Annotated in this window: 31 protein-coding genes; 14 read left to right on the top strand and 17 right to left on the bottom strand. The window is 70.4% G+C overall.

Annotation, left to right across the window (positions count from 1 at the left end):
• Positions 1 to 44 precede the first annotated feature (44 nt).
• On the bottom strand, positions 45 to 611 hold the full coding sequence (locus BWI15_RS35470; protein WP_083751184.1) for a helix-turn-helix domain-containing protein: 567 nt from the start codon (positions 609 to 611) through the stop codon (positions 45 to 47).
• A gap of 42 nt (positions 612 to 653) precedes the next feature.
• The gene (locus BWI15_RS35465) at positions 654 to 1,691 is read right to left on the bottom strand and encodes an SDR family oxidoreductase (RefSeq protein ID WP_077018840.1); all 1,038 of its coding nucleotides are present in this window, start codon (positions 1,689 to 1,691) and stop codon (positions 654 to 656) included.
• A 71-nt stretch (positions 1,692 to 1,762) separates the two neighbouring features.
• On the opposite strand from BWI15_RS35465, the gene BWI15_RS35460 reads away from it, so the two are divergent.
• Together BWI15_RS35460 and BWI15_RS35455 are read left to right on the top strand one after the other, a co-directional pair.
• Positions 1,763 to 2,692 (top strand): LysR family transcriptional regulator, encoded by a 930-nt coding sequence (locus BWI15_RS35460; protein ID WP_077018839.1) that lies wholly within the window; start codon positions 1,763 to 1,765, stop codon positions 2,690 to 2,692.
• Between the two features lie 27 nt (positions 2,693 to 2,719).
• Complete coding sequence (locus BWI15_RS35455; protein ID WP_237771598.1) at positions 2,720 to 2,923, top strand: DUF3099 domain-containing protein; 204 nt, start codon at positions 2,720 to 2,722, stop codon at positions 2,921 to 2,923.
• A 15-nt stretch (positions 2,924 to 2,938) separates the two neighbouring features.
• Here BWI15_RS35455 and BWI15_RS35450 read toward each other — a convergent pair whose 3' ends face one another.
• Positions 2,939 to 3,394 carry a MarR family winged helix-turn-helix transcriptional regulator gene (locus BWI15_RS35450; protein WP_077018838.1) on the bottom strand — a complete coding sequence of 152 codons (456 nt, stop codon included), beginning with the start codon at positions 3,392 to 3,394 and terminating at the stop codon, positions 2,939 to 2,941.
• 131 nt (positions 3,395 to 3,525) lie between these two features.
• Between BWI15_RS35450 and BWI15_RS35445 the strand changes: the two genes are divergently transcribed.
• Together BWI15_RS35445 and BWI15_RS35440 are read left to right on the top strand one after the other, a co-directional pair.
• On the top strand, positions 3,526 to 4,362 hold the full coding sequence (locus tag BWI15_RS35445; protein ID WP_077018837.1) for an aldo/keto reductase: 837 nt from the start codon (positions 3,526 to 3,528) through the stop codon (positions 4,360 to 4,362).
• Between the two features lie 201 nt (positions 4,363 to 4,563).
• Positions 4,564 to 5,358 carry a S1 family peptidase gene (locus BWI15_RS35440; RefSeq protein ID WP_077018836.1) on the top strand — a complete coding sequence of 265 codons (795 nt, stop codon included), beginning with the start codon at positions 4,564 to 4,566 and terminating at the stop codon, positions 5,356 to 5,358.
• 48 nt (positions 5,359 to 5,406) lie between these two features.
• Here the strand turns inward: BWI15_RS35440 and BWI15_RS35435 are convergent, their stop codons facing one another.
• Both BWI15_RS35435 and BWI15_RS38565 read right to left on the bottom strand, forming a co-directional pair.
• Entirely contained in the window at positions 5,407 to 6,123 is a 717-nt protein-coding gene (locus tag BWI15_RS35435; RefSeq protein ID WP_237771597.1) for a class F sortase, read from the bottom strand.
• A gap of 1 nt (position 6,124) precedes the next feature.
• On the bottom strand, positions 6,125 to 7,393 hold the full coding sequence (locus BWI15_RS38565; RefSeq protein WP_237771596.1) for an MSCRAMM family adhesin SdrC: 1,269 nt from the start codon (positions 7,391 to 7,393) through the stop codon (positions 6,125 to 6,127).
• Between the two features lie 320 nt (positions 7,394 to 7,713).
• Here BWI15_RS38565 and BWI15_RS35425 point away from each other — a divergent pair, with 320 nt between their 5' ends.
• Positions 7,714 to 8,421: a TetR/AcrR family transcriptional regulator gene (locus BWI15_RS35425; protein ID WP_077018834.1), complete on the top strand. Its 708-nt coding sequence runs from the start codon at positions 7,714 to 7,716 to the stop codon at positions 8,419 to 8,421.
• A gap of 231 nt (positions 8,422 to 8,652) precedes the next feature.
• On the opposite strand, the gene BWI15_RS35420 is transcribed toward BWI15_RS35425, so the two are convergent.
• The 3 genes from BWI15_RS35420 to BWI15_RS35410 are packed head-to-tail and all read right to left on the bottom strand — an operon-like array spanning position 8,653 to position 12,096.
• Positions 8,653 to 10,023 (bottom strand): dihydrolipoamide acetyltransferase family protein, encoded by a 1,371-nt coding sequence (locus BWI15_RS35420; RefSeq protein WP_077018833.1) that lies wholly within the window; start codon positions 10,021 to 10,023, stop codon positions 8,653 to 8,655.
• A complete protein-coding gene (locus tag BWI15_RS35415) occupies positions 10,020 to 11,006 on the bottom strand; it encodes an alpha-ketoacid dehydrogenase subunit beta (RefSeq protein ID WP_077018832.1) in 987 nt (328 codons plus the stop codon). Before BWI15_RS35415 ends, BWI15_RS35420 begins: the two co-directional genes overlap by 4 nt.
• A gap of 1 nt (position 11,007) precedes the next feature.
• The gene (locus BWI15_RS35410) at positions 11,008 to 12,096 is read right to left on the bottom strand and encodes a thiamine pyrophosphate-dependent enzyme (protein ID WP_077018831.1); all 1,089 of its coding nucleotides are present in this window, start codon (positions 12,094 to 12,096) and stop codon (positions 11,008 to 11,010) included.
• 119 nt (positions 12,097 to 12,215) lie between these two features.
• On the opposite strand from BWI15_RS35410, the gene BWI15_RS35405 reads away from it, so the two are divergent.
• From BWI15_RS35405 to BWI15_RS35395, 3 genes are read left to right on the top strand one after another with little or no spacing between them, the layout of a single operon-like run.
• On the top strand, positions 12,216 to 12,704 hold the full coding sequence (locus BWI15_RS35405; RefSeq protein ID WP_077018830.1) for an Lrp/AsnC family transcriptional regulator: 489 nt from the start codon (positions 12,216 to 12,218) through the stop codon (positions 12,702 to 12,704).
• Between the two features lie 52 nt (positions 12,705 to 12,756).
• Positions 12,757 to 13,893, top strand: coding sequence for a glycosyltransferase (locus BWI15_RS35400; protein WP_077019514.1), 1,137 nt, complete (start codon positions 12,757 to 12,759; stop codon positions 13,891 to 13,893).
• The gene (locus BWI15_RS35395; protein ID WP_077018829.1) at positions 13,890 to 14,447 is read left to right on the top strand and encodes a GNAT family N-acetyltransferase; all 558 of its coding nucleotides are present in this window, start codon (positions 13,890 to 13,892) and stop codon (positions 14,445 to 14,447) included. Before BWI15_RS35400 ends, BWI15_RS35395 begins: the two co-directional genes overlap by 4 nt.
• Before the next feature lie 31 nt (positions 14,448 to 14,478).
• Here the strand turns inward: BWI15_RS35395 and BWI15_RS35390 are convergent, their stop codons facing one another.
• Together BWI15_RS35390 and BWI15_RS35385 are read right to left on the bottom strand one after the other, a co-directional pair.
• Positions 14,479 to 14,907, bottom strand: coding sequence for a VOC family protein (locus BWI15_RS35390; RefSeq protein ID WP_077018828.1), 429 nt, complete (start codon positions 14,905 to 14,907; stop codon positions 14,479 to 14,481).
• Positions 14,908 to 14,962: 55 nt separating this feature from the next.
• Entirely contained in the window at positions 14,963 to 15,916 is a 954-nt protein-coding gene (locus tag BWI15_RS35385; RefSeq protein WP_077019513.1) for a hypothetical protein, read from the bottom strand.
• Between the two features lie 143 nt (positions 15,917 to 16,059).
• Between BWI15_RS35385 and BWI15_RS35380 the strand changes: the two genes are divergently transcribed.
• Together BWI15_RS35380 and BWI15_RS35375 are read left to right on the top strand one after the other, a co-directional pair.
• Positions 16,060 to 17,031 (top strand): 2-hydroxyacid dehydrogenase, encoded by a 972-nt coding sequence (locus BWI15_RS35380; protein WP_077018827.1) that lies wholly within the window; start codon positions 16,060 to 16,062, stop codon positions 17,029 to 17,031.
• The gene (locus tag BWI15_RS35375) at positions 17,024 to 17,392 is read left to right on the top strand and encodes an MmcQ/YjbR family DNA-binding protein (RefSeq protein ID WP_077018826.1); all 369 of its coding nucleotides are present in this window, start codon (positions 17,024 to 17,026) and stop codon (positions 17,390 to 17,392) included. The genes BWI15_RS35380 and BWI15_RS35375 overlap by 8 nt, the downstream gene beginning before the upstream one ends.
• Positions 17,393 to 17,400: 8 nt before the next feature.
• Here BWI15_RS35375 and BWI15_RS35370 read toward each other — a convergent pair whose 3' ends face one another.
• The 3 genes from BWI15_RS35370 to BWI15_RS35360 form a co-directional block, all read right to left on the bottom strand.
• Complete coding sequence (locus tag BWI15_RS35370; RefSeq protein ID WP_077018825.1) at positions 17,401 to 17,904, bottom strand: DinB family protein; 504 nt, start codon at positions 17,902 to 17,904, stop codon at positions 17,401 to 17,403.
• A 64-nt stretch (positions 17,905 to 17,968) separates the two neighbouring features.
• Positions 17,969 to 18,841 (bottom strand): alpha/beta fold hydrolase, encoded by an 873-nt coding sequence (locus tag BWI15_RS35365; RefSeq protein ID WP_077018824.1) that lies wholly within the window; start codon positions 18,839 to 18,841, stop codon positions 17,969 to 17,971.
• Positions 18,842 to 19,255 (bottom strand): VOC family protein, encoded by a 414-nt coding sequence (locus BWI15_RS35360; RefSeq protein WP_077018823.1) that lies wholly within the window; start codon positions 19,253 to 19,255, stop codon positions 18,842 to 18,844. It lies immediately after the preceding gene.
• 243 nt (positions 19,256 to 19,498) lie between these two features.
• On the opposite strand from BWI15_RS35360, the gene BWI15_RS39665 reads away from it, so the two are divergent.
• Positions 19,499 to 19,873 carry a VOC family protein gene (locus tag BWI15_RS39665; protein ID WP_077018822.1) on the top strand — a complete coding sequence of 125 codons (375 nt, stop codon included), beginning with the start codon at positions 19,499 to 19,501 and terminating at the stop codon, positions 19,871 to 19,873.
• Between the two features lie 33 nt (positions 19,874 to 19,906).
• Here the strand turns inward: BWI15_RS39665 and BWI15_RS35350 are convergent, their stop codons facing one another.
• Complete coding sequence (locus tag BWI15_RS35350; protein ID WP_143466102.1) at positions 19,907 to 20,587, bottom strand: HAD family hydrolase; 681 nt, start codon at positions 20,585 to 20,587, stop codon at positions 19,907 to 19,909.
• 29 nt (positions 20,588 to 20,616) lie between these two features.
• Positions 20,617 to 20,991, bottom strand: coding sequence for a nuclear transport factor 2 family protein (locus tag BWI15_RS35345; protein WP_077018820.1), 375 nt, complete (start codon positions 20,989 to 20,991; stop codon positions 20,617 to 20,619).
• A 32-nt stretch (positions 20,992 to 21,023) separates the two neighbouring features.
• On the opposite strand from BWI15_RS35345, the gene BWI15_RS35340 reads away from it, so the two are divergent.
• Entirely contained in the window at positions 21,024 to 21,437 is a 414-nt protein-coding gene (locus tag BWI15_RS35340) for a DUF4232 domain-containing protein (RefSeq protein WP_077018819.1), read from the top strand.
• 43 nt (positions 21,438 to 21,480) lie between these two features.
• Positions 21,481 to 22,347 (top strand): alpha/beta fold hydrolase, encoded by an 867-nt coding sequence (locus BWI15_RS35335; protein ID WP_077018818.1) that lies wholly within the window; start codon positions 21,481 to 21,483, stop codon positions 22,345 to 22,347.
• On the opposite strand, the gene BWI15_RS35330 is transcribed toward BWI15_RS35335, so the two are convergent.
• Positions 22,301 to 22,927: an LLM class flavin-dependent oxidoreductase gene (locus tag BWI15_RS35330; RefSeq protein WP_202817794.1), complete on the bottom strand. Its 627-nt coding sequence runs from the start codon at positions 22,925 to 22,927 to the stop codon at positions 22,301 to 22,303. The genes BWI15_RS35335 and BWI15_RS35330 overlap by 47 nt on opposite strands.
• Positions 22,928 to 22,992: 65 nt before the next feature.
• On the opposite strand from BWI15_RS35330, the gene BWI15_RS35325 reads away from it, so the two are divergent.
• The gene (locus BWI15_RS35325; RefSeq protein ID WP_077018817.1) at positions 22,993 to 23,280 is read left to right on the top strand and encodes a DUF1905 domain-containing protein; all 288 of its coding nucleotides are present in this window, start codon (positions 22,993 to 22,995) and stop codon (positions 23,278 to 23,280) included.
• Between the two features lie 18 nt (positions 23,281 to 23,298).
• Here BWI15_RS35325 and BWI15_RS35320 read toward each other — a convergent pair whose 3' ends face one another.
• A complete protein-coding gene (locus BWI15_RS35320) occupies positions 23,299 to 23,826 on the bottom strand; it encodes a hypothetical protein (RefSeq protein WP_083751180.1) in 528 nt (175 codons plus the stop codon).
• Positions 23,827 to 23,849 lie beyond the last annotated feature (23 nt).

The raw sequence follows: 23,849 nt of genomic DNA, 5'->3' as shown, positions 1-23,849 counted from the left end.
GCGTACGGCGTGCCCCGGCCGAGGTCAACGCCCCGCGGCCGCGGTCAGTCGAGGTGCAGGGTCTCCAGCCCGGCCGGAATCGTGTCCGGCGGGTACTCCAGCAGCAGCACCGAGCGGACCTCGCCGTCCAGCGCCTCGTACTCGTGCGGCCCGTCGGCCCGGAAAGCCAGATAGTCGCCGGGGCCGAGTTCCTGGCTGCGATCTCGCGCGGTGATCCGCACGCGCCCGGTCAGAATCACGTGATGCTCGGTGCCGGGATGACCGGTCGAGTGCTGCACCTGGCCGGGACGGATCCGCTGGTCGTAGACCTCGAACAGACTGCCGGGGCTCTCCAGCCGCCGCAGCATCCGCAGCTCGACCGCCGCACCGCTGAGCACGTCGGTGTCGGCGGACCGGACGAGGACGAGGTCCGATGCCGGCGGCTCGCTCAGCAGCGCCGAGACCGGAACGCCGAGGGTGTTCGACAGACTGAACACCGTCTCGATCGTCGGATTGCCCGCGCCCGACTCCAGCTGCGACAACGTGCCCTTCGCGATGCCGGACCGCCGAGCCAGTTCCGACAACGAGATGCCTTGTTCGTCGCGCCGCGCGCGCAGGTTCAGTCCGAGCACGCGCCCCGCTCCCTGACCAGCCACAGCCGGAGCATGCCACACCTACGGGATGATCCGCCGCTGTCGCAACTGCCCGAACAACCGGTAGAACATCTGCTCGGTCTCCACGTGCTCGTGGAACCCGGCCCGCCGCGCCTTCGAGCCGTCGGCGAAGAAGTCGTAGTCCCAGCCGAACACGAAGTCCGCGAAGCCCCACGACGACACGTCGGCGTACGGCGTACCGGCGAGGCCGTGCTCGGTCTGCATCCGGTCCCACAGCGGCCCCTTGTCCGCCATCACGTCCTGCAGCGACATCTGCAGCGGCGGTGCCACCTCCATCCCGAACCAGGCGGCGAGCTTCGGCCACAGCTCGTTCCAGCGGAACAGGTCGCCGTTCGTGATGTTGAACGCCTGGTTCGCCGCGGCCGGGCTGGTCGCCGCCCAGACAGTTGCCTTGGCCAACAACCCTGAGTCGGTCAGCTCCAGCAGCGCGTCGTACGCGCCGGACTTGCCGGGGAAGCGCAGCGGTACGCCGAGCTGCTTCGAGATCGACGCGTAGGTGGCGATCGCGACGGCCAGGTTCATCGGGTTGCCGAGCGCCGTGCCGCCGACCACCGACGGCCGCAGCGCCGACCAGGTCCAGGCCTTGCCCTGCTGCCGATCCTCGAGGAACTGCTGCTGGTCGACGTTGAACTCCGGCGGCAGGTGCGGCGGATCGTCCTCCCGCGCCGGCGTCTTGAACGGCCCGAGGTGCGCGCCGTACACCTTGTAGCCCTGCATCAGGCTGACGTGCCGCAGCCCGCGCGCGACCGGCTCGACGGCGTCCACCACGTTGACCAGCATCGCGAGATTCGGCGGGACCAACTCGGCCCACGTCGGCCGGTCCTGGTACGCCGCGTAGAAGACGTGCGTCACGTCGGTCAGCCCGGCGAGCTTCGTCCTCGTGTCGTCGGCGTCGAGCAGGTCGACAGCGAGCTGGCCGGGTCCGCCGCGCCGCGACAGGCCGATCACCTCCCACGCGGGCAGTCCGTTCAGGTGCTCGACCAGGTTGCTGCCGATCACGCCGCGCGCGCCGACCACCAGGGCCTTGTTCTTCGTCATGTCCCCAGCCTGTGGGCGAGTCTGTGGATAAGTCCAATGCATCGTTCTCAGCCTGTGCATAAACTTGGCTCATGGCGACACTGCGGCAGCTGGAGTACCTGGTGACAGTGGTCGACCAGGGCTCCTTCACGCGGGCCGCCGAGTTGCTGCACGTCACGCAGCCGGCGCTGTCGCATCAGATCCGGGCCCTCGAACGATCGGCCGGCGGTCCCCTGCTGGAACGGCTGCCGAAGAATCTCCGGCTCACCCCGAGCGGCCGCGCGATGCTCCCGCACGCCCGCGCCGCGCTCGCCGACGCCGAACGCGCGCGGTGCGCCGCCCGCCAGGCAGCCGGGCTGGAGACCGGCGAACTGCAGATCGCCACGCTCTACTCGGTCAGCCTCGGCATCCTTCCGGCCGCGCTGAAAGCGTGGCGCCGCCAGTACGCCGACGTCGGCATCCGCCTGTTCGAGCACCGGCACGCCGACGAACTGGCCGACGCGATGGCCACCGGCGAGGCCGACCTCGCCATCGGCCCGTCACCCGCGACGTGGCCCGGCTCTGTCCACAGGCTGGGGATCGAGGAGTTCGTCGTGGTCCTCGCCTCCGACGACGCGCTCGCGCCCACACGGCGCCGCGCAGGCGCCACCCCATTGGACCGGGCGCCCACCATTTCGCTCGACGAGCTGACCGACCGCGCCTGGGTCCACTACACCCCAGGCCACGGCCTCGCGGACCTGCTGGACCAGGCCTGTGCCCAAGCCGGCTTCCAGCCCCGGATCGCTGTCCGCACCGAGCAGACCGCCGCCGCCCCCGCGCTCGCCGCCGCCGGACTCGGCCCGGCGCTGGTCCCCGCCAACGTCCTTCCGCCCGGCTTCGACGGACTCGTCCTCCGCACCGACCCGCCGATCTGCCGCACGCTCACGGCATACACCCGAGGCACCGCCGACCCGCTCGCGGCCGCCTTCGTCGACGTCCTGCACACGACCTGGCCGGGCATCCCCGGCACCAAGCCAGTCTGACCGCGGCGCCCGGCGTACGGTGGAAGGGTGCCCGATCAGAAGTGGCGGATGACCGGCCGGCCCGGTAACCAGCGGGCGTACCTGTGGATCATGGGCACCTGCGTGGTGCTGATCGGGCTGGCCTGGTTCGTCGTGCGGCTGTTCTCCGTGCCCGCGGCGATCGGCATGAGCGCCGTCGCCGCGGTGCTGCCGCCGATCGCCGCGATCGTCGCGAACAACCGGCAGGACTGAGCCCCCGGCCGGTCGTCAGACCTTGGCGGGCAGGGAAAGCTTGGCCAGTGCCTGGACCAGCGGTGCCAGCTCGGGCAGTTCGGCGGCGGCGTCGAGGGCCGACGTCAGGACCGCGTCGTGCGTCGGCTGCGCTTGCTCGAGCAGGTCGCGGCCGGCCTGGGTGACCTCGGTGTAGATGCCGCGGCGGTCGGTCGGGCACAGGTAGCGCTCGAGCAGCTTGCGGTCCTCCAGCCGGTTCACCAGGCGCGTGGTCGCGGACTGGCTGAGCACCACGGCGTTCGACAGCTGGTTCATCCGCAGGTGGTAGTCGTCCTGCCGCGCCAGTACGTCGAGCACGCTGTACTCACTGACGGAAAGCCCGTGCTGCTTCTGCAGCGCGCGCTCCAGCTCGTCCTCGATCCGCGCGTGCAGCGCCGCCAGCGTGCGCCATCCCTGCGCGCGGGCCTCCGCAGCGTCGTCCGGTAGTCCCACAACTCCTCCTCACTCGCCGGCCCATTTGATCTCAGCCACCACGAGTGGTTTCATGAGCCAGTAGTCCGCGTGTGCAACTATCGCGGACGCGGGTATTAATCACCAGACTACCTAGCGGGAGCAGAAAAGCCATGGCAGCCGACCTTCCCACGGTCACCTTGAACAACGGCGTCGAGATGCCGCAGCTGGGCTTCGGCGTCTTCCAGGTGCCGGACGACGAGACCACCGCCGCGGTCACCGCCGCCCTCCAGGCCGGTTACTGCAGCATCGACACCGCCGCGGCGTACCAGAACGAGGCAGGCGTCGGGAAGGCGCTGGCCGACTCCGGCATCGAGCGCTCCGAGCTCTTCGTCACCACCAAGCTGTGGAACGCCGACCAGGGCTACGACCAGACCCTGAAGGCCTTCGAGCGCAGCCGGTCCCTGCTCGGACTCGAGTACGTCGACCTCTACCTGATCCACTGGCCCGCCCCGGCCCTCGGCAAGTACGTCGACAGCTGGCGCGCGCTGGAGAAGCTCAAGGCCGACGGCCTGGTCCGGGCGATCGGAGTCTCGAACTTCCAGCCGGCCCACCTCGACCACCTCGCCGAGACCGCGTCGATCGTCCCGGCGGTCAACCAGATCGAGCTGCACCCGTACCTGCAGCAGACCGAGGTCCGAGCGTACGACGAGGAGCACGGCATCGCGACCGAGGCGTGGAGCCCGCTGGCCAAGGGCGGTTCGCTGCTCGCCGAGCCGGCCATCCAGGCGATCGCCGAGCGGCACGGCCGGACCGCGGCCCAGGTCGTGCTGCGCTGGCACCTCCAACTCGGCACCGTGGTGATCCCCAAGTCCGTCACGCCGTCCCGCATCGCCGAGAACCTCGACGTCTTCGGCTTCGAGCTGACCGACTCCGATCTCGCCGCGCTGGCCGAGCTCGACCGCGGCGAGCGCACCGGCCCGCACCCCGACGAGTTCAACGTCGCCTGACAGGAGAACTCGGCGCCGCCGGTCCGCCGAACGGCCTCGGCCGGAGGTTTCCCCTTGCCGGACCGGCGATCGGGTGACACAGCAATGACCCGTCACCGATGTGCCGGAGCAATCGCTTGCTTCACGCACCGTGATGCGACGACTCTTCTCGGTCAGAGGCCGCAACCGCCCAAGCGGCCGAAGAGACCTGGAGTGTGAGGCATGACAGGAAAGCTCAAGTTCACCCGTGCGGCGATGGTCGCGGTGATGGTCGCCGTCGCGTCGGCCGGTGCGATCAGCACCGCCGAGGCCCGGGTCGCGCCGGGAACCAACATCGTCGGCGGCACCCTGGCCAGCACCGCGCAGGCACCCTGGGCGATCGCGCTGAACAACAGCCAGTCCCCGGTGCCGAGCGGCCAGTACTGCGGCGCCACGCTGGTGAAGGCGAACAAGATCGTCACCGCCGCGCACTGCGTCACCAAGGCGCGCAGTACCTACACCGCCGTGCAGGGCCGCGACAAGCTGAGCACCACGACCGGCCGCACCTCGAAGATCTCCAGCATCTGGAAGGACCCGCTGTACGGCCGCGCGCCGGGTCACGACGTCGCGGTGCTTACGCTGACCACGCCGTTCACCGGTGTCCCGACGCTGCCGCTGGAGACCAGCCGTGCGGCCGACGCCGTCGGTGCGCAGCCGGTCGTCTACGGCTGGGGCAACACCGAGGGCACTGGTCCGGCCGACACCTTCCAGAAGGTGACCGTCCCCGTGCTCGGCGACTCCTACTGCGGTCAGGTGTACGCCGGCTACGACTACGTGGCCGACGGTGAGATCTGCGCCGGCTACAAGGAGGGCGGCAAGGACTCCTGCCAGGGCGACTCCGGTGGCCCGCTGGTGCTGAACGGCCGGCTGTTCGGCGTCGTTTCCTGGGGCATCGGCTGCGCCGACGCCGGCAACCCGGGCGTGTACGCCGAGGTCGCGACGTACGCCTCGGCGCTGACCGCTCAGATCAACAGCTAGCGATCGTTGCTCCGGCGGCCGTTCCTCAACCGAGGGGCGGCCGCCGAGTCATGTGACCGGGCGGGCGATGACGACGGCGTTGCTCTCGTAGTCGGTGCCGTTCCAGTCCTCGCAAGTGACCAGGACGAGGCGGCCGGGCACGCTCTGGTCGAAGAGCCGGGCCGCCTGCTTGGCCAGGGCCCGTTTGCGGTAGGTGGTGACCGAGACCACGGCGTACCGCAGGGTTTGCTTGCCGGTGGCAACGTTCACGGCGTCGCCGGGACGCAGCGTCCCGAGGTCGTCGAACGCGCCACCGCCGGTGTGCACCGTGTGCCCGGTGATGATGGCCGATCCCTTCTCGGCGCCCGGTCGCGCTCCGTCGGACCACCAGCCGACCAGGCGGGGATTGGACGGCGGGATCAGCGTGCCACCCTTGGCCCGGATCCCGAGGACCCTGGCGGAGACCTTGAGCCGTGGGACGACGATTCGCTGCGGACCGCCTACCGGCGGTCGGTGCGTGCCGCTGGCCTCCGGAAGGGCCGACGGCGTGCGGGGCGGCTGATTCGCCGGGGTCGACGGCTTGGCCGAGGACGGCGGCTGCGTGGTGGGTTGGGCGGTGGGCTGAGACGACACAGGGCCGGCAGGCGGGGCCTGCCGGCCTTGCGGATCGTCGTCGGGGCGGAACTGCAGGTAGCCGCCGGCAACGACCAGGACCGCGCCCGCCGCCAGCGCCACCACGGTCCGGCGAGGGCCGGGGCGGCGCTGACGATCAGGCTGAACGGTCATGTCAGAGCGCGTGCTTGCCCGGGCGCAGGCGTCCCTTCAGCAGCGCGCCGGCCATCAGCAGACCACCGACGACCAGCAGGGCGATGCCCCACACGTTCTGGTTGCTGGTGTTCGCCGACGTGTTGGTCAGCTGCGGCGAACCGCCCACACCGGCGTCGATCTCGGTCGGCACGACGACCGGGGTCGACGTGGACGGAGTCGCGGTCGGCTGCGACGTGCTCGGGGTACCCGACGGCGACTGCGACGGGGACTCGGACGGCGTGCCGCTCGGGGACTCCGAGGGAGTCTGCGACGGGGTCTGGCTCGGGGTCTCCGACGGGGTCTGGCTCGGAGTCTCCGAAGGCGTCTCGGACGGGGTCTGGCTCGGGGTCTCCGACGGCGTCTGGCTCGGAGTCTCCGAGGGAGTCTGGCTCGGGGTCTCCGAGGGGGTCTCGCTCGGGGTCTCCGACGGCGTTTCGCTCGGCGTCTCGGAGGGGGTCTCGCTCGGCGTCTCGGACGGGGTCTCCGACGGCGTCTCGGACGGCGTCTGGCTCGGGGTCTCCGAGGGAGTCTCGCTCGGGGTCTCCGAAGGGGTCTCGCTCGGCGTCTCCGACGGCGTCTGGCTCGGCGTCTCGGAGGGGGTCTCGCTCGGCGTCTCCGACGGGGTCTGCGACGGCGTCTCGCTAGGCGTCTCCGACGGAGTCTCGGACGGCGTCTGCGAAGGCGTCTCGGACGGGGTCTCGCTCGGCGTCTCCGACGGAGTCACGGTCGGGGTCGGCGTGGTGGTCGGCGTGCCGTAGCAGAACGACACGTGGCTCAGCTCGTAGAAGTTCGCCTTGTTCACCGGCGCATGCAGCGACGTACCGGCGGTCGTGCCGGCCGGGCTGTAGTTGTAGAAGTTGGCCGTCGGGCCGCCCTTGACGATGACACCGAGGATCGTGCCGCCGGTGGCCGTGAAGTCGACCACCTGGCTGCCGGTCTGGTCGCCCGGGTGGGCCGGATCGTCGGCGGCGAGCGTGCGGACGTCGATGGTGACCGTCAAGTCCCCCTCCGACATCGAGCCGTCCTTCACCTTGCCGTCGAACTTGAGCTCGCTCGAGCCCGGGAGCAGCTCGGCGCAGGTTGGGTTGCCCGGCTGCGGCGAGCCGTCGGCCGAAGCCGACGGAGCCATCAGAACAGTGACGCCACCCAGAGCGACAACAACAGCCCCCGCGCCGGCCAGCATGGTCGTGCCCCGCGCGGTGGCTGCCTTGACGGCATCCCGAACGCGCGCTGCCTTCGATGCGTTCACAAAACTTCCCCACTGTGTGATGCCGGCTGAGGACCGGCGATGTCGTCAGCCGATCGGCGACGCCGACTGCGGCCGTGCTCGCTGCCACCCCGACCGGCCGATGGCCGTTCGGCTGCGCGGTTGCCTCAGCTCCGCCCACGCCGACCCCCGACAGGACAGCGTGTCGCATCTTTGTAGGTCGGGGACCCACGACGCAAGCCGATCCGGCAAGACTCGCCGAAGGCTTTACACACGGTTGCTCTGCACAACCGAACGGCCGCGATGCGTAGTGATGACACGACGTCCCACAAAACGGAACATTGTTTCAGTAGGGTGCCGGCATGCCACGCGAAGCGGACGAGAAGACAGCCTTGGGATCGGTCTGGCTGCGGACGGAGCCGGCCCCGACGCGCGCGCCGCTCGAGCGCCAGGACATCGTCCGGACCGCCTTGGAAATCCTCGACCGCGACGGACTGCAGCAACTCTCGATGCGCCGGCTCGCCACAGAGCTCGGCACGGCCGCGACCTCGGCGCTTTACTGGCGCGTGGCAACCAAAAACGACCTGCTGGAGCTGGCCGTCGACGAGGTCTTCGGCGAAGCGCTGGTCCCGGCCGAAGACGGCGACTGGCGCGACCAGCTCGGCACACTCGCGCAGGCGGCGTACGGCGCCTTCGCCCGGCATCCCTGGGCGCCCCAGCTGCTCGCGTCGCACGCCGGACTGGGCCCGAACTACCAGGCGTACGCCGAGCGCATGGTCGCCATCCTCGCCGCGGCCGGGTTCAAGGGTGTGCATCTCGACGCGGCCGTGTCGGCGGTTTTCCACTACGTCGTGGGCGCCGCCGTGACGGATGCGGCCTGGATCGCGACCGTTCGCCGCAGCGGACTGGCCGAGAACGCCTGGGCCGAAGCGGCCGGCGACCAACTCGGAGTCGGCGCCGGTGCCCTGACCTCCTACCTGTCGCGCGAGGACGCCGCCGGTCCGGAGGCGCGCTTCGCGGCCGGCCTCCGGGTCATCCTGGTGGGCCTTCGTCCACGCCGCCTGTCGTAGGCGTCCGGCACCTCCTGCACCGAGCAGGCGGACGCCCAGCACTCACCACCTGCGCCAGGCACGCGGGCCTCCAGCACTCACCGCCAAGGCAGCACGGTCCGCCCGGCGCATCTGCGCCACGTAGGCGGACGTCCACCACCGACCAACCTGCCCCGAGCGCCTCGGCTGAGCCTGCTCCAGGCGTGGCGACTCGGAGCGCAAGCTGGTTGGTCAGTGGTGGACGTCCGCCTTTCAGAGATCGGCGAAGGCGGAGCCCGGGTTCTCGAAGGCGTCGGCGACGAAGCGCAGGAAACCGGCCGCCGTGCCGCCGTCGCAGACCCGGTGGTCGAACACCAGCGACAGCTGGGTGAGCTTGCGGATCGCCAGCTCGCCGTCCACCACCCACGGCCGGTCGATGATCCGGCCGACGCCCAGGATCGCGACCTGCGGGTGGTTGATGATCGCCGCGCTGCCGTCGACGCCGAAGCTGCCGTAGTTGTTGAGCGTGAAGGTGCCGGACGCCAGCTCGTGGCTGGTGAGCTTGCCGTCGCGGGCCGCGGCGGTGAGACGGCGGATCTCGGCGTCGAGCTCACGAGTGGTCAGCGTGTGCGCGTTCGGGACGGCGGGCACGAGCAGGCCGCGGTCGGTCTGCGCGGCCAGGCCGAGGTTGACCCCGTCGTACTGGACGAGGTCGTCGCCGTCGACGAAGCCGTTCAGCTCGGGGTACTTGCGCAGACCGGCGACCACGAACCGCGCCATCAGCGCGAGCAGCCCCGGTCCGGGATCGGTTGCCGTACGCAACGAAGCGCGCAGCTCGATCAAGGCGGTGGCATCGACGTCCACCCAGGTGGTCGCCTCGGGGATCTCGGAGCGACTCCGGCTCAGCGTCGCGGCGACCGCCTTGCGGAACCCGCTCATCGCCGTCCGCCGAAGCTCGGGAAGGCCGGTCCGGGCGTCGCGCCCTTCGGCCGCAGCACCGGTTTGCGCGGCCGGTCGCTCGCCGGTCACCGGTGCCCCAGCGTGAACAGTGTCCATCGAAGCGGCCGCGATGGCTGCCTCGACGTCCTTGCGGACGATCAGCCCGCCCGCGCCGGATCCTTGCAAATTCCGCAGGTCGATCCCGGCGTCCTTCGCCATCCGGCGGACCAGCGGCGAGATCACCAGCGGGACTCCGGGACGGACAGCACCCACTGCGGCGGTCCGGCCGTTGGTGCGTTCGGCAACCGCCGTACCAGCAGGGCCGTCGATGCGCTCGGCAACCACCGTAGCGACCCGGCCGTTCGCCCGCGGCTTGCGGCGTCGGCCCGATCCCGCAGTCTCCGGCGTTCCGTAGCCGATCAGAACGTTGCCCGATCCCGCCTTCTCCTCCTCGCGGTACGCCTCGCCCGCCGCCGAACCGATCGTGATCAGCGGCTTGCCCACGGCAACCGTCGAGCCTTCGGTGCCGTGCAGTTCCGTCACCACCCCGGCGTACGGCGACGGAACCTCGACGAGCGATTTGGCCGTCTCCACCTCGGCGATCGGCGCGTCGACCGTCACCACGTCGCCGACGGCAACGAGCCACCGGACGATCTCGGCCTCGGTCAGCCCCTCGCCCAGGTCGGGGAGCAGGAACGTGTTCACGAGTCCTCCCACTGCAGGTCGTCGACCGCGTCGAGGATCCGGTCCACCGACGGCAACTGGTGCCGCTCCAGATGGGGCGGGGGGTACGGGATGTCGAACCCGGTCACCCGCCGGATCGGCGCGGCCAGCGAGTGGAAGCACCGTTCGGTGACCCGGGCAACGATCTCCGACGAAACACTGGCGAACCCGCTCGCCTCGGCGACCACCACGGCCCGCCCGGTACGCCGTACCGCGGCACAGACCGTCTCGTCGTCGAACGGCACGATCGACCGCAGGTCCACGACCTGCAGCTGACGCCCCTCGGCCGCCGCGGCCTCGGCTGCTTCCAGCGCGACCGGCACCGTCGGCCCGTACGCGATCAGCGTCGCGTCCGCGCCCTCCCGCCGTACGACGGCCTGGCCGATGCCCGGCTCGGCGACGCCGAGGTCGATCTCGTCCTTGGCCCAGTAGAGCTTCTTCGGCTCCATGAAGACGACCGGGTCGGGGAACTCGATCGCCCGGCGCAGCAGCCAGTACGCGTCGGCCACCGTCGCCGGCGCGACCACGGTGAGGCCGGGCGTGTGCGCGTAGTACGACTCGGACGAGTCGCAGTGGTGCTCGACGCCACCGATTCCGCCGGCGTACGGCATCCGGATCACCATCGGCAGCGAGACCCGGCCGCGGGTCCGGTTGCGCATCTTCGCGACGTGGCTGACGACCTGTTCGAACGCCGGGTAGCCGAACGCGTCGAACTGCATCTCGACCACCGGGCGCATGCCGTTCATCGCCATCCCGATCGCCGTTCCGACAATTCCGGACTCGGCCAGCGGGGTGTCGAAGCAGCGCGCCTCGCCGAACTCCGCGGTCAGCCCGTCGGTCACCCGGAACACCCCGCCGAGCGCACCGACGTCCTCGCCGAACATCAGCACGGTGTCGTCGGCCCGCATCGCGTCCCGCAGGGCCTGGTTGAGCGCCTGCGCCATGGAGAGCTTCACGTGCGTCATCTCAGGCCTCCTCACGAGCCAGTTCGTCGGCCAGGAACGCGGCCTGTTCGCGCAACTGCGGCGTCGGCGTGCTGTAGAGATGCTGGAACAGCTCCGCCGGATCCGGGTGCACGTCCTCCATCAGACCGACCCGCAGGTACTCGGCGGTCTGGTCCGCGGCCGACGCAGCAGCCGCGCGCTTGTCGTCGTCCAGCAGCCCGGCGCCGGTCAGGTAGGCGTCGAGCCGCTTGATCGGGTCCCGCTCCAGCCACGGCGCGACCTCCGCGTCGTCGCGGTAGCGCGAGGCGTCGTCGGCGTTGGTGTGGGCCTGCACGCGATAGGTGTGCGCCTCGATCAGCTGCGGTCCCTCACCGGCCCGCGCTCGCCCGACCGCGGCGCCCAGGACGGCGAGCAGCCCGGCCAGATCGTTGCCATCGGCCCGTTCACCCGGTACGCCGTACCCGATGCCCTTGTGCGCCAGCGACGGCGCGGCGGTCTGCTTGGCCAGCGGGACCGAGATCGCGTACTCGTTGTTCTGGATGAAGAAAACGACCGGCGCGTGCCAGACGGCCGCGAAGTTGAGCGCCTCGTGGAAGTCGCCCTCGCTGGTGCCGCCGTCGCCGACCAGCGCCATCACCACGGTGTCCTCGCCCTTGAGCCGGGCGGCGTGCGCGACGCCGACCGCGTGCAGCAGCTGGGTCGCCAGCGGCGTGGACTGCGGCGCGACCTTGCGCTCGTACGGGTCGTAGCCGGAGTGCCAGTCGCCGCGCAGCAGGGTCAGCGTCTCGATCGGGTCGACGCCGCGGCTCACGATCGCCACCGTGTCGCGGTACGTCGGGAACAGCCAGTCCTGGTCGCCCAGCACCATCGTCGCCGCGACCTGGCACGCCTCCTGGCCGTGCGACGACGGGTACACCGCGAGCCGGCCCTGGCGCACCAGCGCACTCGCCTGGTCGTTGAGCCGGCGGCCCTTGACCAACTGTGCGTAACCGTCGACCAGGGTCTCCGCAGGCGGCAGCTGGTACTGCGCGTGGTCGTGCGCGGCGCCGTGCTCGTCGATCAGCCGGACGGGCTCGGCGGACGGAAGCAGACGCTCCTCGACGGTGGACATGGGGCCCTCCTGCAGGGAGACGGACTGATGCCTCATCGTCGTACTTGTGGCCATTCGCTGCCAGACCCTGCAGAATTGCGAGACGATCGGTCCACGCCGCAGCGTCATTGAGGAGCAAAATGTCCGAAGAAGTCGTGACCGACGCCGGGCGGCCTGGACAGATGGTCGTCGCCCCCGCGCTGGACGAGCTCGACCGCCAGATCCTCGAGGCGCTGACCCGCGACGGCCGCCTCTCGATCCGCGCCCTGGCCGACCAGGTCCACATCTCCCGCGCCAACGCCTACGCCCGCGTCGAACGCCTCACCGCGACCGGCGTGATCACCGGTTTCACCACCACCGTCGACCCCCTCAAACTCGGCCTGGCCACGTCGGCGTACGTCACGCTGAGTCTCCGCCAAAGCTCCTGGCGAGCCCTGCGCGAGCAACTCCAGACCATCCCCGAGATCAAACACATGGCCCTGGTCGGCGGCGACTTCGACGCCATCCTCCTGGTCCGAGCCGCCGACAACGAGGGCCTCCGCCGGGTGGTCCTGGAAAAACTCCAGGCCATCCCCGAAGTCCTCGGCACCCGCACGGCCCTGATCTTCGAGGACCTGGGGACGCTCTGACCAGGTGCTGTTGCTACCGGTCGTCGGCCTGTGCGCCGGTACTGTGCGGCGGATGCGGATCTTGGGCACGTTCATCGGGGGTAGTGGGCACTTCCGGCCGCTGGTTCCGGTTGCTCGGGCGTTGGAGGCTGCCGGGCACGAGGTTCGGGTGGCTGGGTCGGGCAAGGTGACGCCGGTGGTCGAGGCGGCGGGGTTCCGGGCGTTCGCGACGAGTGCGCCGCGGGATGCGGGTGCTCCGGCGCCGGTTCCTGAGGCGTTGGAGCCGGTGGAGGCTGCGGCGGAGGAACGGCACTTCGCCGAGGCGTTCGGTGGGCGGGGAGCACGACGGCATGCGGCGGCCCTGGTGGAGATCGCCGCGGAGTGGCGGCCGGACGTGATCGTGCGCGACGAGGCCGACTTCGGTGCTGCCGTTGCGGCGGAGAAGCTCGGAATCCCCTGTACGACGGTGCTGGTGCTCGCGGCCGGCTCGCTGCTGCGGCGGGAGCTGCTGGCGGGTCCGCTCGGCGAGGTCCGCGCCGAGCACGGCCTCGCACCGGACCCCGACCTGACGATGCTCGAGCGCGACCTGGTCCTGTCTCCGTTCCCGCCGAGCTTCCGGCATCCGGCGTTTCCACTGCCGGCCGGCACGTTCTCCTACCGCGCGACGGACGTCGTCCGGGCCCGGTCGGAAACTCCGACGGTCTACTTCACCCTCGGCACGCTGTTCCAGCCGGACACCGACGACCTGTTCTCCCGCGTCGTCGCCGGCCTGCGCGACGTCTCCGCGAACGTGGTCGTCACCGTCGGGGAACGCAACGACCCCGCGGCCCTCGGCCCACAGCCAGATCACGTGCGGATCGAGCGCTTCATCCCGCAGGACGAACTCCTGCCGAACTGCGACCTCGTCGTCTCCCACGGCGGATCCGGCAGCGTGCTCGGCGCCCTCGCGCATGGTCTGCCGTCGGTCGTCCTCCCGCTGGGCGCGGACCAACCCCACAACGCCCAGCGCATCCTGGACCTCGGCCTCGGCAAGGTCCTCGACCCGGTCACGCTCACCCCGTACGACGTCACCACCGCCGTCACCGAGGTTCTTGCCGGTAGCAACTACCGCCGAGCGGCCGAGCGCCTTCAGGCAGAACTCGGCGCCCTGCCCGACGTCACCCGCGCCGTCCCTCTGATCGAAGCACTCGCGAAGCACAACGACCGATGACCGCCTGGACCCTGCGCGACCACACCCCCGCCGACGAGCCGAGCTGGCTCCGCTGCCGAGTCCTCGGCTTCCTCGACACGGCGTACTTCGACGACGTCGCTACCCGCAAACCGTCCCGCGACCTCGAACTCGTCGCGATCGACAACAACGAGGTGGTCGGCCTGCTCGACGCCAGCATCGACGGCACGGACGCGACCATCGAGACGATCGTCCACCCCGACCACCGTCGCCGCGGCATCGCCCGCGCCCTGCTGGACGAGGCCTGCACCCGGCTCGCGGCCCGTGGAGCACTCCAGGTCGACGCCTGGACCCGCGACGACGACGGCACCCTCGCCTGGTACGACGCGCACGGGTTCGTGGAGGCGATGCGCTACCTCCACGTCTACGCCTCGACCCCGCAAGAGGCAGCCGCCTTCGCGGATCGGTCCGACCTGATGCCCCGCAGCGGCTTCTTCCACGCCTGGATCGAGCACGAGGACACGCTTCGCGCCGAGTTCCAGCGAGTCCACATCTGCCGCCAGTTCGTCAGGTCACTCGAGACCCCAGCGCGCTGACCGAGGGCCGGGTGCGGACCGACCCTCGGCTTCACCAGACCTGAGGCTGCCCGGGGACATGCGTCCCGAAGGTCCACTCGTACCCCTCGGGATCGACCACGCGGCACCGGTAGTTGCCCCACTCGGTGTCGCCCGGAGCCCAGATCGACTCCGCGCCGGCCGCGACCGCCGACGCGTGCACCGCGTCGACCGTCATCTTCGACGCCACCGCGACGTACAAGCCCCAGCCCGCCGTCTCCCCCTTGCGCGCCGGCCGTTCGTACCCGGCCTCGTCGGTGAACACCGTGAAGGCGACACCAGTTCCGTAGCGGACCTCGGCGTGCATGATCCCGCCCTGGTCGTCGGCGAACTCCATCGTCGTCTCGAACCCGAACGCCTTCTCCAGCCAGCGCAGCGCGGCCGGAGCGTCGCGATAGGAGAGCACGGCGTGCAAGGTGGCAGTGGTGTTGTTCTCGGTCATGAGTCCCAACCTGCCGGGAGTAGCGGCCACTTGACGGCCGCTACTCCGCCGATCTTCAGCGCCGGAACTGCCCCGGCCCGAACACCTGCCATCCGGCCGACACCGGGTCCTGGATCGACCGCACCGGCATCGTGAAGCTCCGGACCTGCCTGGACGGCCGGCTGATCGCCCAGAACGTCGGGTTCTTCGCCGTCGACCGGTCCCACGCGATGCCCTGACCCTCGATGTCCGGCAGGTGAACCGTCGCCACCCACCGCAGCTCCGACCCCGCCACCGGCAGCTTCATCACGTACGCCTCGCCGAGGTCGTGCCCGGTCAGGTAGAGCCGGCCGTCCGGACCCCACGATCCACCCGAGTTGCTCATCGGCTTGAACCGGTCGAGGATCGGCTTCGGGATCGTCCACCCGGCGACCACCTCGAAGTTGTCGTTCAGCTTCGCCACCTGGGTGGTGTAGGTCTGCCCGTACGGCGTGGCGGCGTCGTCCTCGCGCGGCTTGTCGTAGTTCGCGAAGCCGGCCCACCAGGCGCCGTCGTACCGGTCGAGCCAGGTCAGCGATCCGCGCTCGATGCCGAAGCTGTGCGTGCCGACGTGCCGCATCGTGCGGGTGTCGAACACCTCGATCGAGGACTCCATCGGCCACTCGGGGTAGTTCGAGTGCGCGGCGTACAGCTTGCTGCCGACCACGGCGGCGCTGTCCAGGTGCTCGAGCGGACCGTCGGTGTCCCCGGCGAACTGCAGCAACGGCTCACCCGTACGCCGGTCGTGCTTGGTGATCGTGCGGTTGTTCACCGCGTAGAAGTATTTCGCGTCCACCGCGACCGCCTGGTTGGCGTCGAAGGCGGGGAACGACTTGACCGGCGTCGCCGAGTACGCCGGCGGCTCGGCGGCCTGGACGACGGCGTCGGCGCGAGCGGTGGAGACGCCGTCCGGGCGGGCGGTGGCGACCGAGGGGACCGCGGCGGCGACCAGCACGGTCGACGCGGCGAGCAGGGCGGGGAGCTTGTTCATCGAGACCTCCGAGAGGAAAGGGGACTCCGGCAGCCTTCGCCGGACGCCGGAACGCGCGTCGTCCACCGAATGAACCTGCTTCGTCAGGCAGATGACCGGCACATAGGCTTGCCAGGACAAACCCAAGAAGCGAGGGAGATCCGATGGCCCGCCCGATCGTGTTGATGCCCGGTCCGATGAACCGCTCGGTGCCGGACGGGCTGGCCGACGCGTTCGAGGTGATCCGGCTGTGGGAGGCCGACGACCCGGACGCCGTGCTGGCCGAGCGGGCCAAGGACGTGGTCGCGGTGGCCACCGGCGGGACGGCGATCGACGCGGCCTTCCTGGACCAGCTGCCGAACCTGCAGATCGTCGCGAGCTTCGGGGTCGGCTACGACAAGATCGACGCGAGCGCCGCCGCCGAGCGTGGAGTCGTGGTCACGAACACTCCCGGCGTACTGGACGACGAGGTCGCCGACACCGCGATGGGCCTGCTGCTGATGACGGCCCGCGAGCTGTCCCGCGCCGAGCGCTACCTGCGCGACGGGCACTGGCAGGAGCGGGCCTACCCGTTGACCAAGGCAACCTTGAGCGGCCGGAGGATGGGCATCCTCGGGCTCGGCCGGATCGGTGAGGCGATCGCGCACCGGGCCGCGGCGTTCGGGATTTCTGTTGCCTATCACAACCGTCACCGCAAGGACGTGCCGTACGACTACTACCCGACGCTGGTCGAGCTCGCCACCGCGAGCGACATCCTGATGGTGGTGATCCCGGGTGGCGCCGAGACCGAGCACCTGGTGAACGCCGAGGTCCTGGCCGCGCTCGGCCCGGACGGCATCCTGATCAACGTCGCCCGCGGAACGGTCGTCGACGAGGCCGCCCTGGTCGAGGCACTGAAGGCCGGGACAATCCTGAGCGCCGGCCTGGACGTCTTCGAGCACGAACCCGAGGTCCACCCCGGCCTGCTCGAGCTGGACAACGCCGTCCTGCTGCCGCACGTCGGCTCGGGCAGCATCCCGACCCGGGACGCGATGGGCCGCCTCGTGGTCGAGAACCTGGTCAGCTGGTTCGAGCGCGGCGTACCGGTGACGCCTGTGCAGGAGTCGGCCGAGCTGGTACGAAAGACGCGTGGCTGATCAGGACGACGTACGGCGCCTCGCGCTGGAACTGCCCGAGGTGACGGAGGACGACGACCGCTTCGCGTTCTCCGTCGGCACCAAGGGGATCGCCTGGGTCTGGCTGGAACGCTCCGCACCGAAGGCACCGCGGGTCCCGAACGACGGCGTACTGGCTGTTCGGGTCGCCGGTGAGGCCGGCAAACAGGACTTGCTCGCCGCCGATCCGGACAAGTTCTTCACCGAACCGCACTACAACGGCTACCCGGCGGTCCTGGTGCGCCTGGCGGCCGTGAACGAGGCAGAACTGCGCGAGCTGCTCGTCGACGCCTGGCGAATCCAAGCACCGAAGACCTTGGTCAAGCAGCACCCTGACCTCTGAGTACGGCGTCAGTCGGCGACCTTTTCCAGGTCCCAGATCCGGCCGGTGTGCCAGGCGTACTCCCAGGCCTGGGTGTCCGGGGGTTCGATGCCGAAGCCGGTCAGGATCGCGTTGACCTGCTCGCGGTGGTGGTTGGCGTGGTTGAGCGCCTGGGCGATGAAGATCCCGGCGCGGGTGCCGCGGGTGTTGTCGTCGATGATCACCACCCGCTCGACCTCGATCGGCTTCGACAGCACGTCCTCCCAGATCAGCCGGCACTGCTCGTTCCAGCGCCCGAGGTTGTCGAAGTCGGCCGGCTCGTCGCTGTCCACGAAGTCCAGCTCCTGCTGCGCGAGCCGGCTCCCGTCGCAGCGCACGATGTGATCCAGCGTGGCCAGGATCCCGCCGTACGTCCCGACGCCGGTCACCTCCAGCTGCTCGGACGTGAACCCCTGCGCCCGGCAGAACTCGATCAGCTGTCCGGTCGCCCAGTTGTTGTGCCGGACCGCGTCCAGCAACACCTCGTTGGTCATGGCGTAGCCCCTCGTCGACGTCACCTTCGACGCTAACCCGGTCGCCCGTTCGGCCTGAACTGATTTAACGCAGCGCAGTGAGCAGCTCGGGCCAGTGGTTGTGCAGGGTGGTGAGGTGCGCCGTGGACCGCAGCTCGAGCTCGGCGTTGGGCAGCCGCTCGGCCAGCCACCGCGCGTTGCGGATCGAGACCTGCGGGTCGGCCATACCGTGCCAGACCGTGGTCGGGCAGGTGACGTCCTCGGGCCGGAAATCCCAAGTCCGAAAGGAGATCGCGGCATCCCTGAGGTAACCGTCTTGGTTCGCCAGCGCCTCGCGCGCAGCCGCGGCCAGCTCGCTCGCCGGCTGCAGCGCGAACCACTCCGCGTCGAGCGGCGGATGCCCCGTCGTCCATCGCGCGGCGAGCGCTTCGTCGTCGGGATCGGCCGGGTCGAGCCGCGCCACGTACTGCGCGAAGTCCGGGCGGATCCGCTCGACCGACTCCTCGACCTCCGCCTGGGCCAGGCCGGTGAAGAACTCCTGCTGGTCGGGCCCCAGGTCGTCACGGTGGTACGGCGGATCGAGCTCCGGCACGCTAGCCGGACTTGCGACGACCGCGGCCCGGGTGACCCGATCGGGATGCCTCGCCGCACAGGCCAGCGCGTACGGACCACCGATCGACATCCCGAGTACGGCGTACCGGTCGATGCCGAGCTGGTCCGCGACCGCCGCGACGTCGTCGGCGACCGACAGGTGATCGGAGGCGGCGGCGTCCGACCTGCCGTAGCCCGGCCGGTTGACCGCGACCAGGCGTACGCCGTACTCACGTGCCGCGGCCGCTCCGGGGAACGCCGCGCGCCGCGTGTCCGGGCAGCCGTGCAGGAAGAACACGGTCGTCGCGCCGACGCCGCTGTCCCAGTACTGCGCCTGCCGGCCGTCCGGCAGCTCGAGGGTGCTCAATCAGCTCTGCGGTGCGCCGATGTTGACCATCCAGGCGATGCCGAACCGGTCGGTACACATGCCGAACTCGTCGCCCCACATCTGCTTCTCCAGCGGGACCGACACCGTGCCACCCTCGGAGAGCTTCTCCCAGTAGCCGTGCAGCTCGTCGGTGTCGTCACCACTGAGGCTGATCGAGACGTTGGTCCCCCGGCTGTAGTCCATGCCCTGCGGCGTGTCCGAGCCCATCAGCGTGTATCCGCTCGGGGTCTCCAGCTGGCTGTGCATGATCTTGTCCGCGTCGGGCGACTCCGGCGCGCCGAACTCCCCGAACGTGTTCATCACCAGGTCACCGCCGAACACCTCGCGGTAGAACTCCATCGCCTCCCGGGCGTCGCCGTCGAACGCGATGTAAGGATTGAGCCGAGACGCCATCACACACTCCCCTTTGACCGAACCGCCCGCCTGATGCTTCGCACCCTAGACCGCCCCACCACCCCGGCGCGACGGCTCAGCCCCACAGTTGTTCGGCAACCTCGTCACGTCACCGTGCCAGCCCCCTCCGTAGTCATTGCCTAGGACAACCAATGCCCGCGCGCCGGGGTTCGTTCGGTCCGGTCGAGCAGGTGGCCGAGCTAATTCTCAGCGGGCTCCGGGAGCGCGGGCTAGGGTGACCCGATGATCCCCCGACACATCACCGTCGACGCCGAGAATCCTTACCAGCTGGCGACTTTTTGGAGCCAGGCGACCGGCTGGCCGGTCTCGTCCGACGACGCCCCCGGCGACGACGAGGTGCTGATCGAGGCGCCGGCGCCGATTCCCGGGCTGCTGTTCATCGCCGTACCGGAGAGCAAGGCCGTGAAGAACCGGGTCCACCTCGACTGGGTCCCCGAGGGCCGGACGCGGGACGAGGAGGTCACCCGGCTGCTCGGCCTCGGCGCCACCGTCCACGAGGACCACCGCACGCCCGAAGGTCCGGGCTGGGTCACCCTGCTCGACCCCGAAGGCAACGAGTTCTGCGTCGAGCGCAGCGCCGCCGAACGCGGGGCCTAGCTTGACGGCCCGCAGCGTCGCCGAGCGTGGCGGCTATCCGACGGCCCGCAGCGCCGCCGCGAGCCGGCCCATGTCGTTGGTGATCGCGTCGGCGCCGGCCTCGGCCAGCTGCGCGCCGCGCTCGGCCGACTTGGCGTAACCCACCGACCGCGCGCCGACCCGGCGGCCGAACTCGATGTCGCTCACCGAGTCACCCACCATGAGGCAGTTCGCGGCCGGCACGTCCAGCTCCGTCAGCACACCGTCCAGCAGCGCCGGGTTGGGCTTCATCAACCCCGGCTGCCCGAACGGCCGGCCCACCACGCCGGCCACCTGCTGCTGCAGGCCTTCCCGCTCCAGCCACTGCACGATCGACGGGGCACAGTTGTTGCTCACCACAACCACCGGCCGCCCGGTCTCGGCACAGGCGGCGAGGAAGTCGACCACCCCGGCCGTCACCGGCGCCGTACCGGCCGCCTCGATCTCGCCCGCGACCGAGGCCCGCTCGACGTCCTCGACGGTGTCCGGCGCGTGGGCGCCCGCGAACTCCAGCACCACCAGGTGCTCCACCGTCCGCCGGACCGCCTCGGGCAGCTCGACACCCGCCCGCATCAAGGGCTCCCGCGCCGCGTCCCCGATCCGGCTCCCGCTCCCCGTCGGGAACAAGTCCGCCACCGGCCCGTCGAAGTCGAGCAGCACCACTCGACTCCCCCGCAGCATTTCCGCAACCGTCACGAACCAAGTCTCACAGACCCCGCCGACAATCAGTCGATCGACGTGGCCTGGGACCACCGAACCTGCCAGCTCCCGTCGTGCCCGAGCCGGTAGACGTCCAGATGCCAGGCCGACAACCGCGCCGGCGGATTGCCGTCCACCGAGATTTCGATCGCCGACCGGTACCGCAGTACGGCGAGCGCCGCGTCCAGCATCACCTCGATGTCCGACACCGCCTCGAACCGCCGGTAGTCGATCCGCCCCTCCCCGATCCCCCCGAGGTACTCGTCCTTCGACCACACCACCCCACTCGGCGTGGCGATCCGGAAGTCGTCGGCGTGCAACGGCGCCGCCACCGCCAGGTCCGCCGCCACCAGGGCCCGCAGCCGGTCCCGCTCGATCTTCCGCAACGCGCCAGCATCCATGGGTTCAAGTTACTCGGGGCATGATGGACGGTATGACGCCGGACGAGATCCCCGAAGCCGCGCCTGATGAGCTCGCGTTCTCGCTCAGCTGGGAGGACGACGACGGCGGTCTGCGCGGCGAGCTGACGGCGGTGAACGTCGGCGATCGTCTCGTACGTCTGACCGGGAAGCCGGGGGTCACCCCGATCGGCACCGACGGCGTACCGCTCGACACTCTCACGGCCGTGACGCTCGAAATGCGCTCGCCCGGGTACGTCGTACTGGCGCCTGGTGCGCGGGCGACCGCGACCGTCTGGTGGGGCGCGTGGGACGGTCCGCCCGCCGGGGACAGCGCGCGCATCACCTGGGAGGGCGAGGCCGAAGCCGGCGTCACCGGCCCTCTCCAGCCGGAGCGCCGAGAGGGCGCGACCAATCTGTCGAGTTCCTGGTTCGCCCGGGCCGACTGATACTCGGTTGCCCCGCGGCACCCCCGCTGCCAAGGTCGGCGGCATGCCCACCTTCACCTCGTACGACGGCACCGAGCTCGCCTACCACCTGATCGGTGACGGCGAGCCGCTCGTCTGCATTCCCGGCGGCCCGATGCAGGCCTCCGCCTACCTCGGCGATCTCGGCGGTCTGCCGCGGCAGCTGGTCATGCTCGACCTGCGCGGCACCGGCGACTCCGCCGTACCGGCCGATCCCACGTCCTACCGCTGCGACCGCCAGGTCACCGACGTCGAGGCCCTGCGCAACCATCTCGACCTGGACCAGATCGATCTCCTGGCCCACTCGGCCGGCACCAACCTCGCCGCTCTGTACGTCGCCAAGCACCCCAACCGGGTACGCCGGTACGCCGCGATCTCGCCGAGCTCGTTCGCCGTCGGAATCCCGATCACCGCGGAAATGCGGCTCGAGACCGCCCGTCAGCGCGCCGGCGAGCCGTGGTTCGACGACGCCTACGCGGCGCTCGAGCACATCACCTCCGGCAACTTCGCCGACAACCTCTGGCCGGCGATCCGCCCGCTCTCGCACGGCCGCTGGGACGCCGCCGCGCAAGCCCTCGAAGCCGCCACCCCGTCCCAGCAGAACGAGGAGGCAGCCGCCATCTACGCCTCAGCTCTGACTCCCGACGAGACCCGTCCCGCGCTGGCGACGTTCGCCAACCCGGTCCTCGTGCTCGCCGGCCGGACCGACGTCGGCACCCCACCCGCCTTCGCCACTCAGTACGCCGATCTCTTCCCGAACGCCACCCTCACCATCCAGCCGGCCTCCGGCCACTTCCCCTGGATGGACGACCCTGCCGCCTTCGCCGCGGCTGTCGGCGACTTCTTCAGCCCGGTCCGTCCCGCAGCACACCACGGACCTGGTCGACAGTGACCGTTGCCGGGTCGAAGTTGCTGAGCAACCAGGTCGCGCCGGCCCGCTCGTACGGCGTACCGTCCTGGCCTGGTTCGATCTCGGCAACGTAGTCGTACGGCGCCGAGCTGTTGCGCAGGGCATCGATCTGTGCGACAGCCTCGGCGAACTGCTCCGGCGAGCTCAGGTTGACCGGGAAGAAGCCGTCGAGCCGCGCGGCTCGTTGCCTCGGGCGACTGTTGCCGGGGAACCCGGCCGCCCAGACCGGCACGTGCCGGCGTACCGGCGTCGGCAGGAACTGGACCCCGTCGACCGTGTAGTGCTCGCCGCGGTGGTTCACGACCTCGCCGGACCAGGCGGCGGCGAGGATCTCCAGGGACTCGTCGAGCATCCGCCCCCGCACCCGGTCGTCCAGCTCCTCACCGGTCCGCGAGAACTCCTCCCCGAACCGGTCGCTGCCCAGCCCCACCCCGAGCACGAGCCGACCCCCACTGAGCCGATCGAGCGTCGCCGTCTCCCGCGGCTTCCTCGGCCTCGGCCGCGATCCGCGCGACCACCACCGGATCGGCCAGCTCGTCGAACAACGGAAACCACAGCGCACGTCTCATACGCCGACGCTAGGAGAACCACCTGCGGGAGGGAACCGCTCGGCTCTATCCTGCACCCATGGACGTCCACTTCACCGGCGAGATCTTCCACTGGCGCGGCCCGTCCCCGTACCACTTCGTCGCCGTGCCCGAGGACGAGTCGACCGACATCCAGGCAACCTCGACGTCGGTCAGCTACGGCTGGGGCATGATCCCCGTCACCGCGCGCATCGGCGACACCGAGTGGACCACGTCGCTCTACCCGAAGGACGGCAAGTACCTGCTCCCGATCAAGGACGCCATCCGCAAAGCGGAGTCCCTGGAAGAGGGCCACACGGTCACGGCGCATCTGCACATCGCCCTGTGAGTTCGCGGCCGTACGCCGTCACTTCCGCAACTGCTCCACGCACGCCTGCCGAACGACCTCGGCGAGCTCGTCCTTCGTCCGGCTCCAAGGCCCGTCGAGATCGTCGTCAACCTCCCACAACGCACCAAGAGGCTGCTCGAAGGCCACGTCGGCATGCCCGGCCGCGAACACCAAGCCGACGACTTGATTGACGGCCCACTCCCACCGGACCCGCCCCTCGAGGTGCAGCGTGGCGATGTGGTCGTACGCCATCTTGAATGCCGCCTGCTCCGAAGACATGACATCGACCCCGGCGTCGGCCAGCGCCGCCGGGAGGAGATCCCGCACCTCACGCGTGTCACGCCCACTCAGCCCAGCCAACTCCGCGAGCGCGTCACCGTCGTACCCCTGGACCAGCCATTCAGCCGCCCACATCGGCACCCGCTCCGTCGGCAACTGCTCCAGCACCATCGCCGCCGCGACCACGCTCGGTGTCGGCGTCTCCCCCTCCGGTACGACGTCCCACAGCACCGCCCCAGTGTCGCCGCGTCGCCGCGCGGTCGCCACTGGCTTTCCATCCGCGTCTTGTC

The organism is Kribbella sp. ALI-6-A (assembly GCF_001984195.1).
Classification (GTDB): Bacteria; Actinomycetota; Actinomycetes; order Propionibacteriales; family Kribbellaceae; genus Kribbella.
This window is presented reverse-complemented; position numbering and strand designations above follow the sequence as displayed.

Bases quoted from the DNA above. Each gene is read 5' to 3' on its own strand.
- BWI15_RS35465 (WP_077018840.1), bottom strand. From the start codon at position 1,691: ATGACGAAGAACAAGGCCCTGGTGGTCGGCGCGCGCGGCGTGATCGGC.
- BWI15_RS35460 (WP_077018839.1), top strand. From the start codon at position 1,763: ATGGCGACACTGCGGCAGCTGGAGTACCTGGTGACAGTGGTCGACCAG.
- BWI15_RS35445 (WP_077018837.1), top strand. From the start codon at position 3,526: ATGGCAGCCGACCTTCCCACGGTCACCTTGAACAACGGCGTCGAGATG.
- BWI15_RS35440 (WP_077018836.1), top strand. From the start codon at position 4,564: ATGACAGGAAAGCTCAAGTTCACCCGTGCGGCGATGGTCGCGGTGATG.
- BWI15_RS35435 (WP_237771597.1), bottom strand. From the start codon at position 6,123: ATGACCGTTCAGCCTGATCGTCAGCGCCGCCCCGGCCCTCGCCGGACC.
- BWI15_RS35425 (WP_077018834.1), top strand. From the start codon at position 7,714: ATGCCACGCGAAGCGGACGAGAAGACAGCCTTGGGATCGGTCTGGCTG.
- BWI15_RS35415 (WP_077018832.1), bottom strand. From the start codon at position 11,006: ATGACGCACGTGAAGCTCTCCATGGCGCAGGCGCTCAACCAGGCCCTG.
- BWI15_RS35410 (WP_077018831.1), bottom strand. From the start codon at position 12,096: ATGTCCACCGTCGAGGAGCGTCTGCTTCCGTCCGCCGAGCCCGTCCGG.
- BWI15_RS35405 (WP_077018830.1), top strand. From the start codon at position 12,216: ATGTCCGAAGAAGTCGTGACCGACGCCGGGCGGCCTGGACAGATGGTC.
- BWI15_RS35400 (WP_077019514.1), top strand. From the start codon at position 12,757: ATGCGGATCTTGGGCACGTTCATCGGGGGTAGTGGGCACTTCCGGCCG.
- BWI15_RS35395 (WP_077018829.1), top strand. From the start codon at position 13,890: ATGACCGCCTGGACCCTGCGCGACCACACCCCCGCCGACGAGCCGAGC.
- BWI15_RS35390 (WP_077018828.1), bottom strand. From the start codon at position 14,907: ATGACCGAGAACAACACCACTGCCACCTTGCACGCCGTGCTCTCCTAT.
- BWI15_RS35385 (WP_077019513.1), bottom strand. From the start codon at position 15,916: ATGAACAAGCTCCCCGCCCTGCTCGCCGCGTCGACCGTGCTGGTCGCC.
- BWI15_RS35380 (WP_077018827.1), top strand. From the start codon at position 16,060: ATGGCCCGCCCGATCGTGTTGATGCCCGGTCCGATGAACCGCTCGGTG.
- BWI15_RS35370 (WP_077018825.1), bottom strand. From the start codon at position 17,904: ATGACCAACGAGGTGTTGCTGGACGCGGTCCGGCACAACAACTGGGCG.
- BWI15_RS35360 (WP_077018823.1), bottom strand. From the start codon at position 19,255: ATGGCGTCTCGGCTCAATCCTTACATCGCGTTCGACGGCGACGCCCGG.
- BWI15_RS39665 (WP_077018822.1), top strand. From the start codon at position 19,499: ATGATCCCCCGACACATCACCGTCGACGCCGAGAATCCTTACCAGCTG.
- BWI15_RS35345 (WP_077018820.1), bottom strand. From the start codon at position 20,991: ATGGATGCTGGCGCGTTGCGGAAGATCGAGCGGGACCGGCTGCGGGCC.
- BWI15_RS35340 (WP_077018819.1), top strand. From the start codon at position 21,024: ATGACGCCGGACGAGATCCCCGAAGCCGCGCCTGATGAGCTCGCGTTC.
- BWI15_RS35335 (WP_077018818.1), top strand. From the start codon at position 21,481: ATGCCCACCTTCACCTCGTACGACGGCACCGAGCTCGCCTACCACCTG.
- BWI15_RS35325 (WP_077018817.1), top strand. From the start codon at position 22,993: ATGGACGTCCACTTCACCGGCGAGATCTTCCACTGGCGCGGCCCGTCC.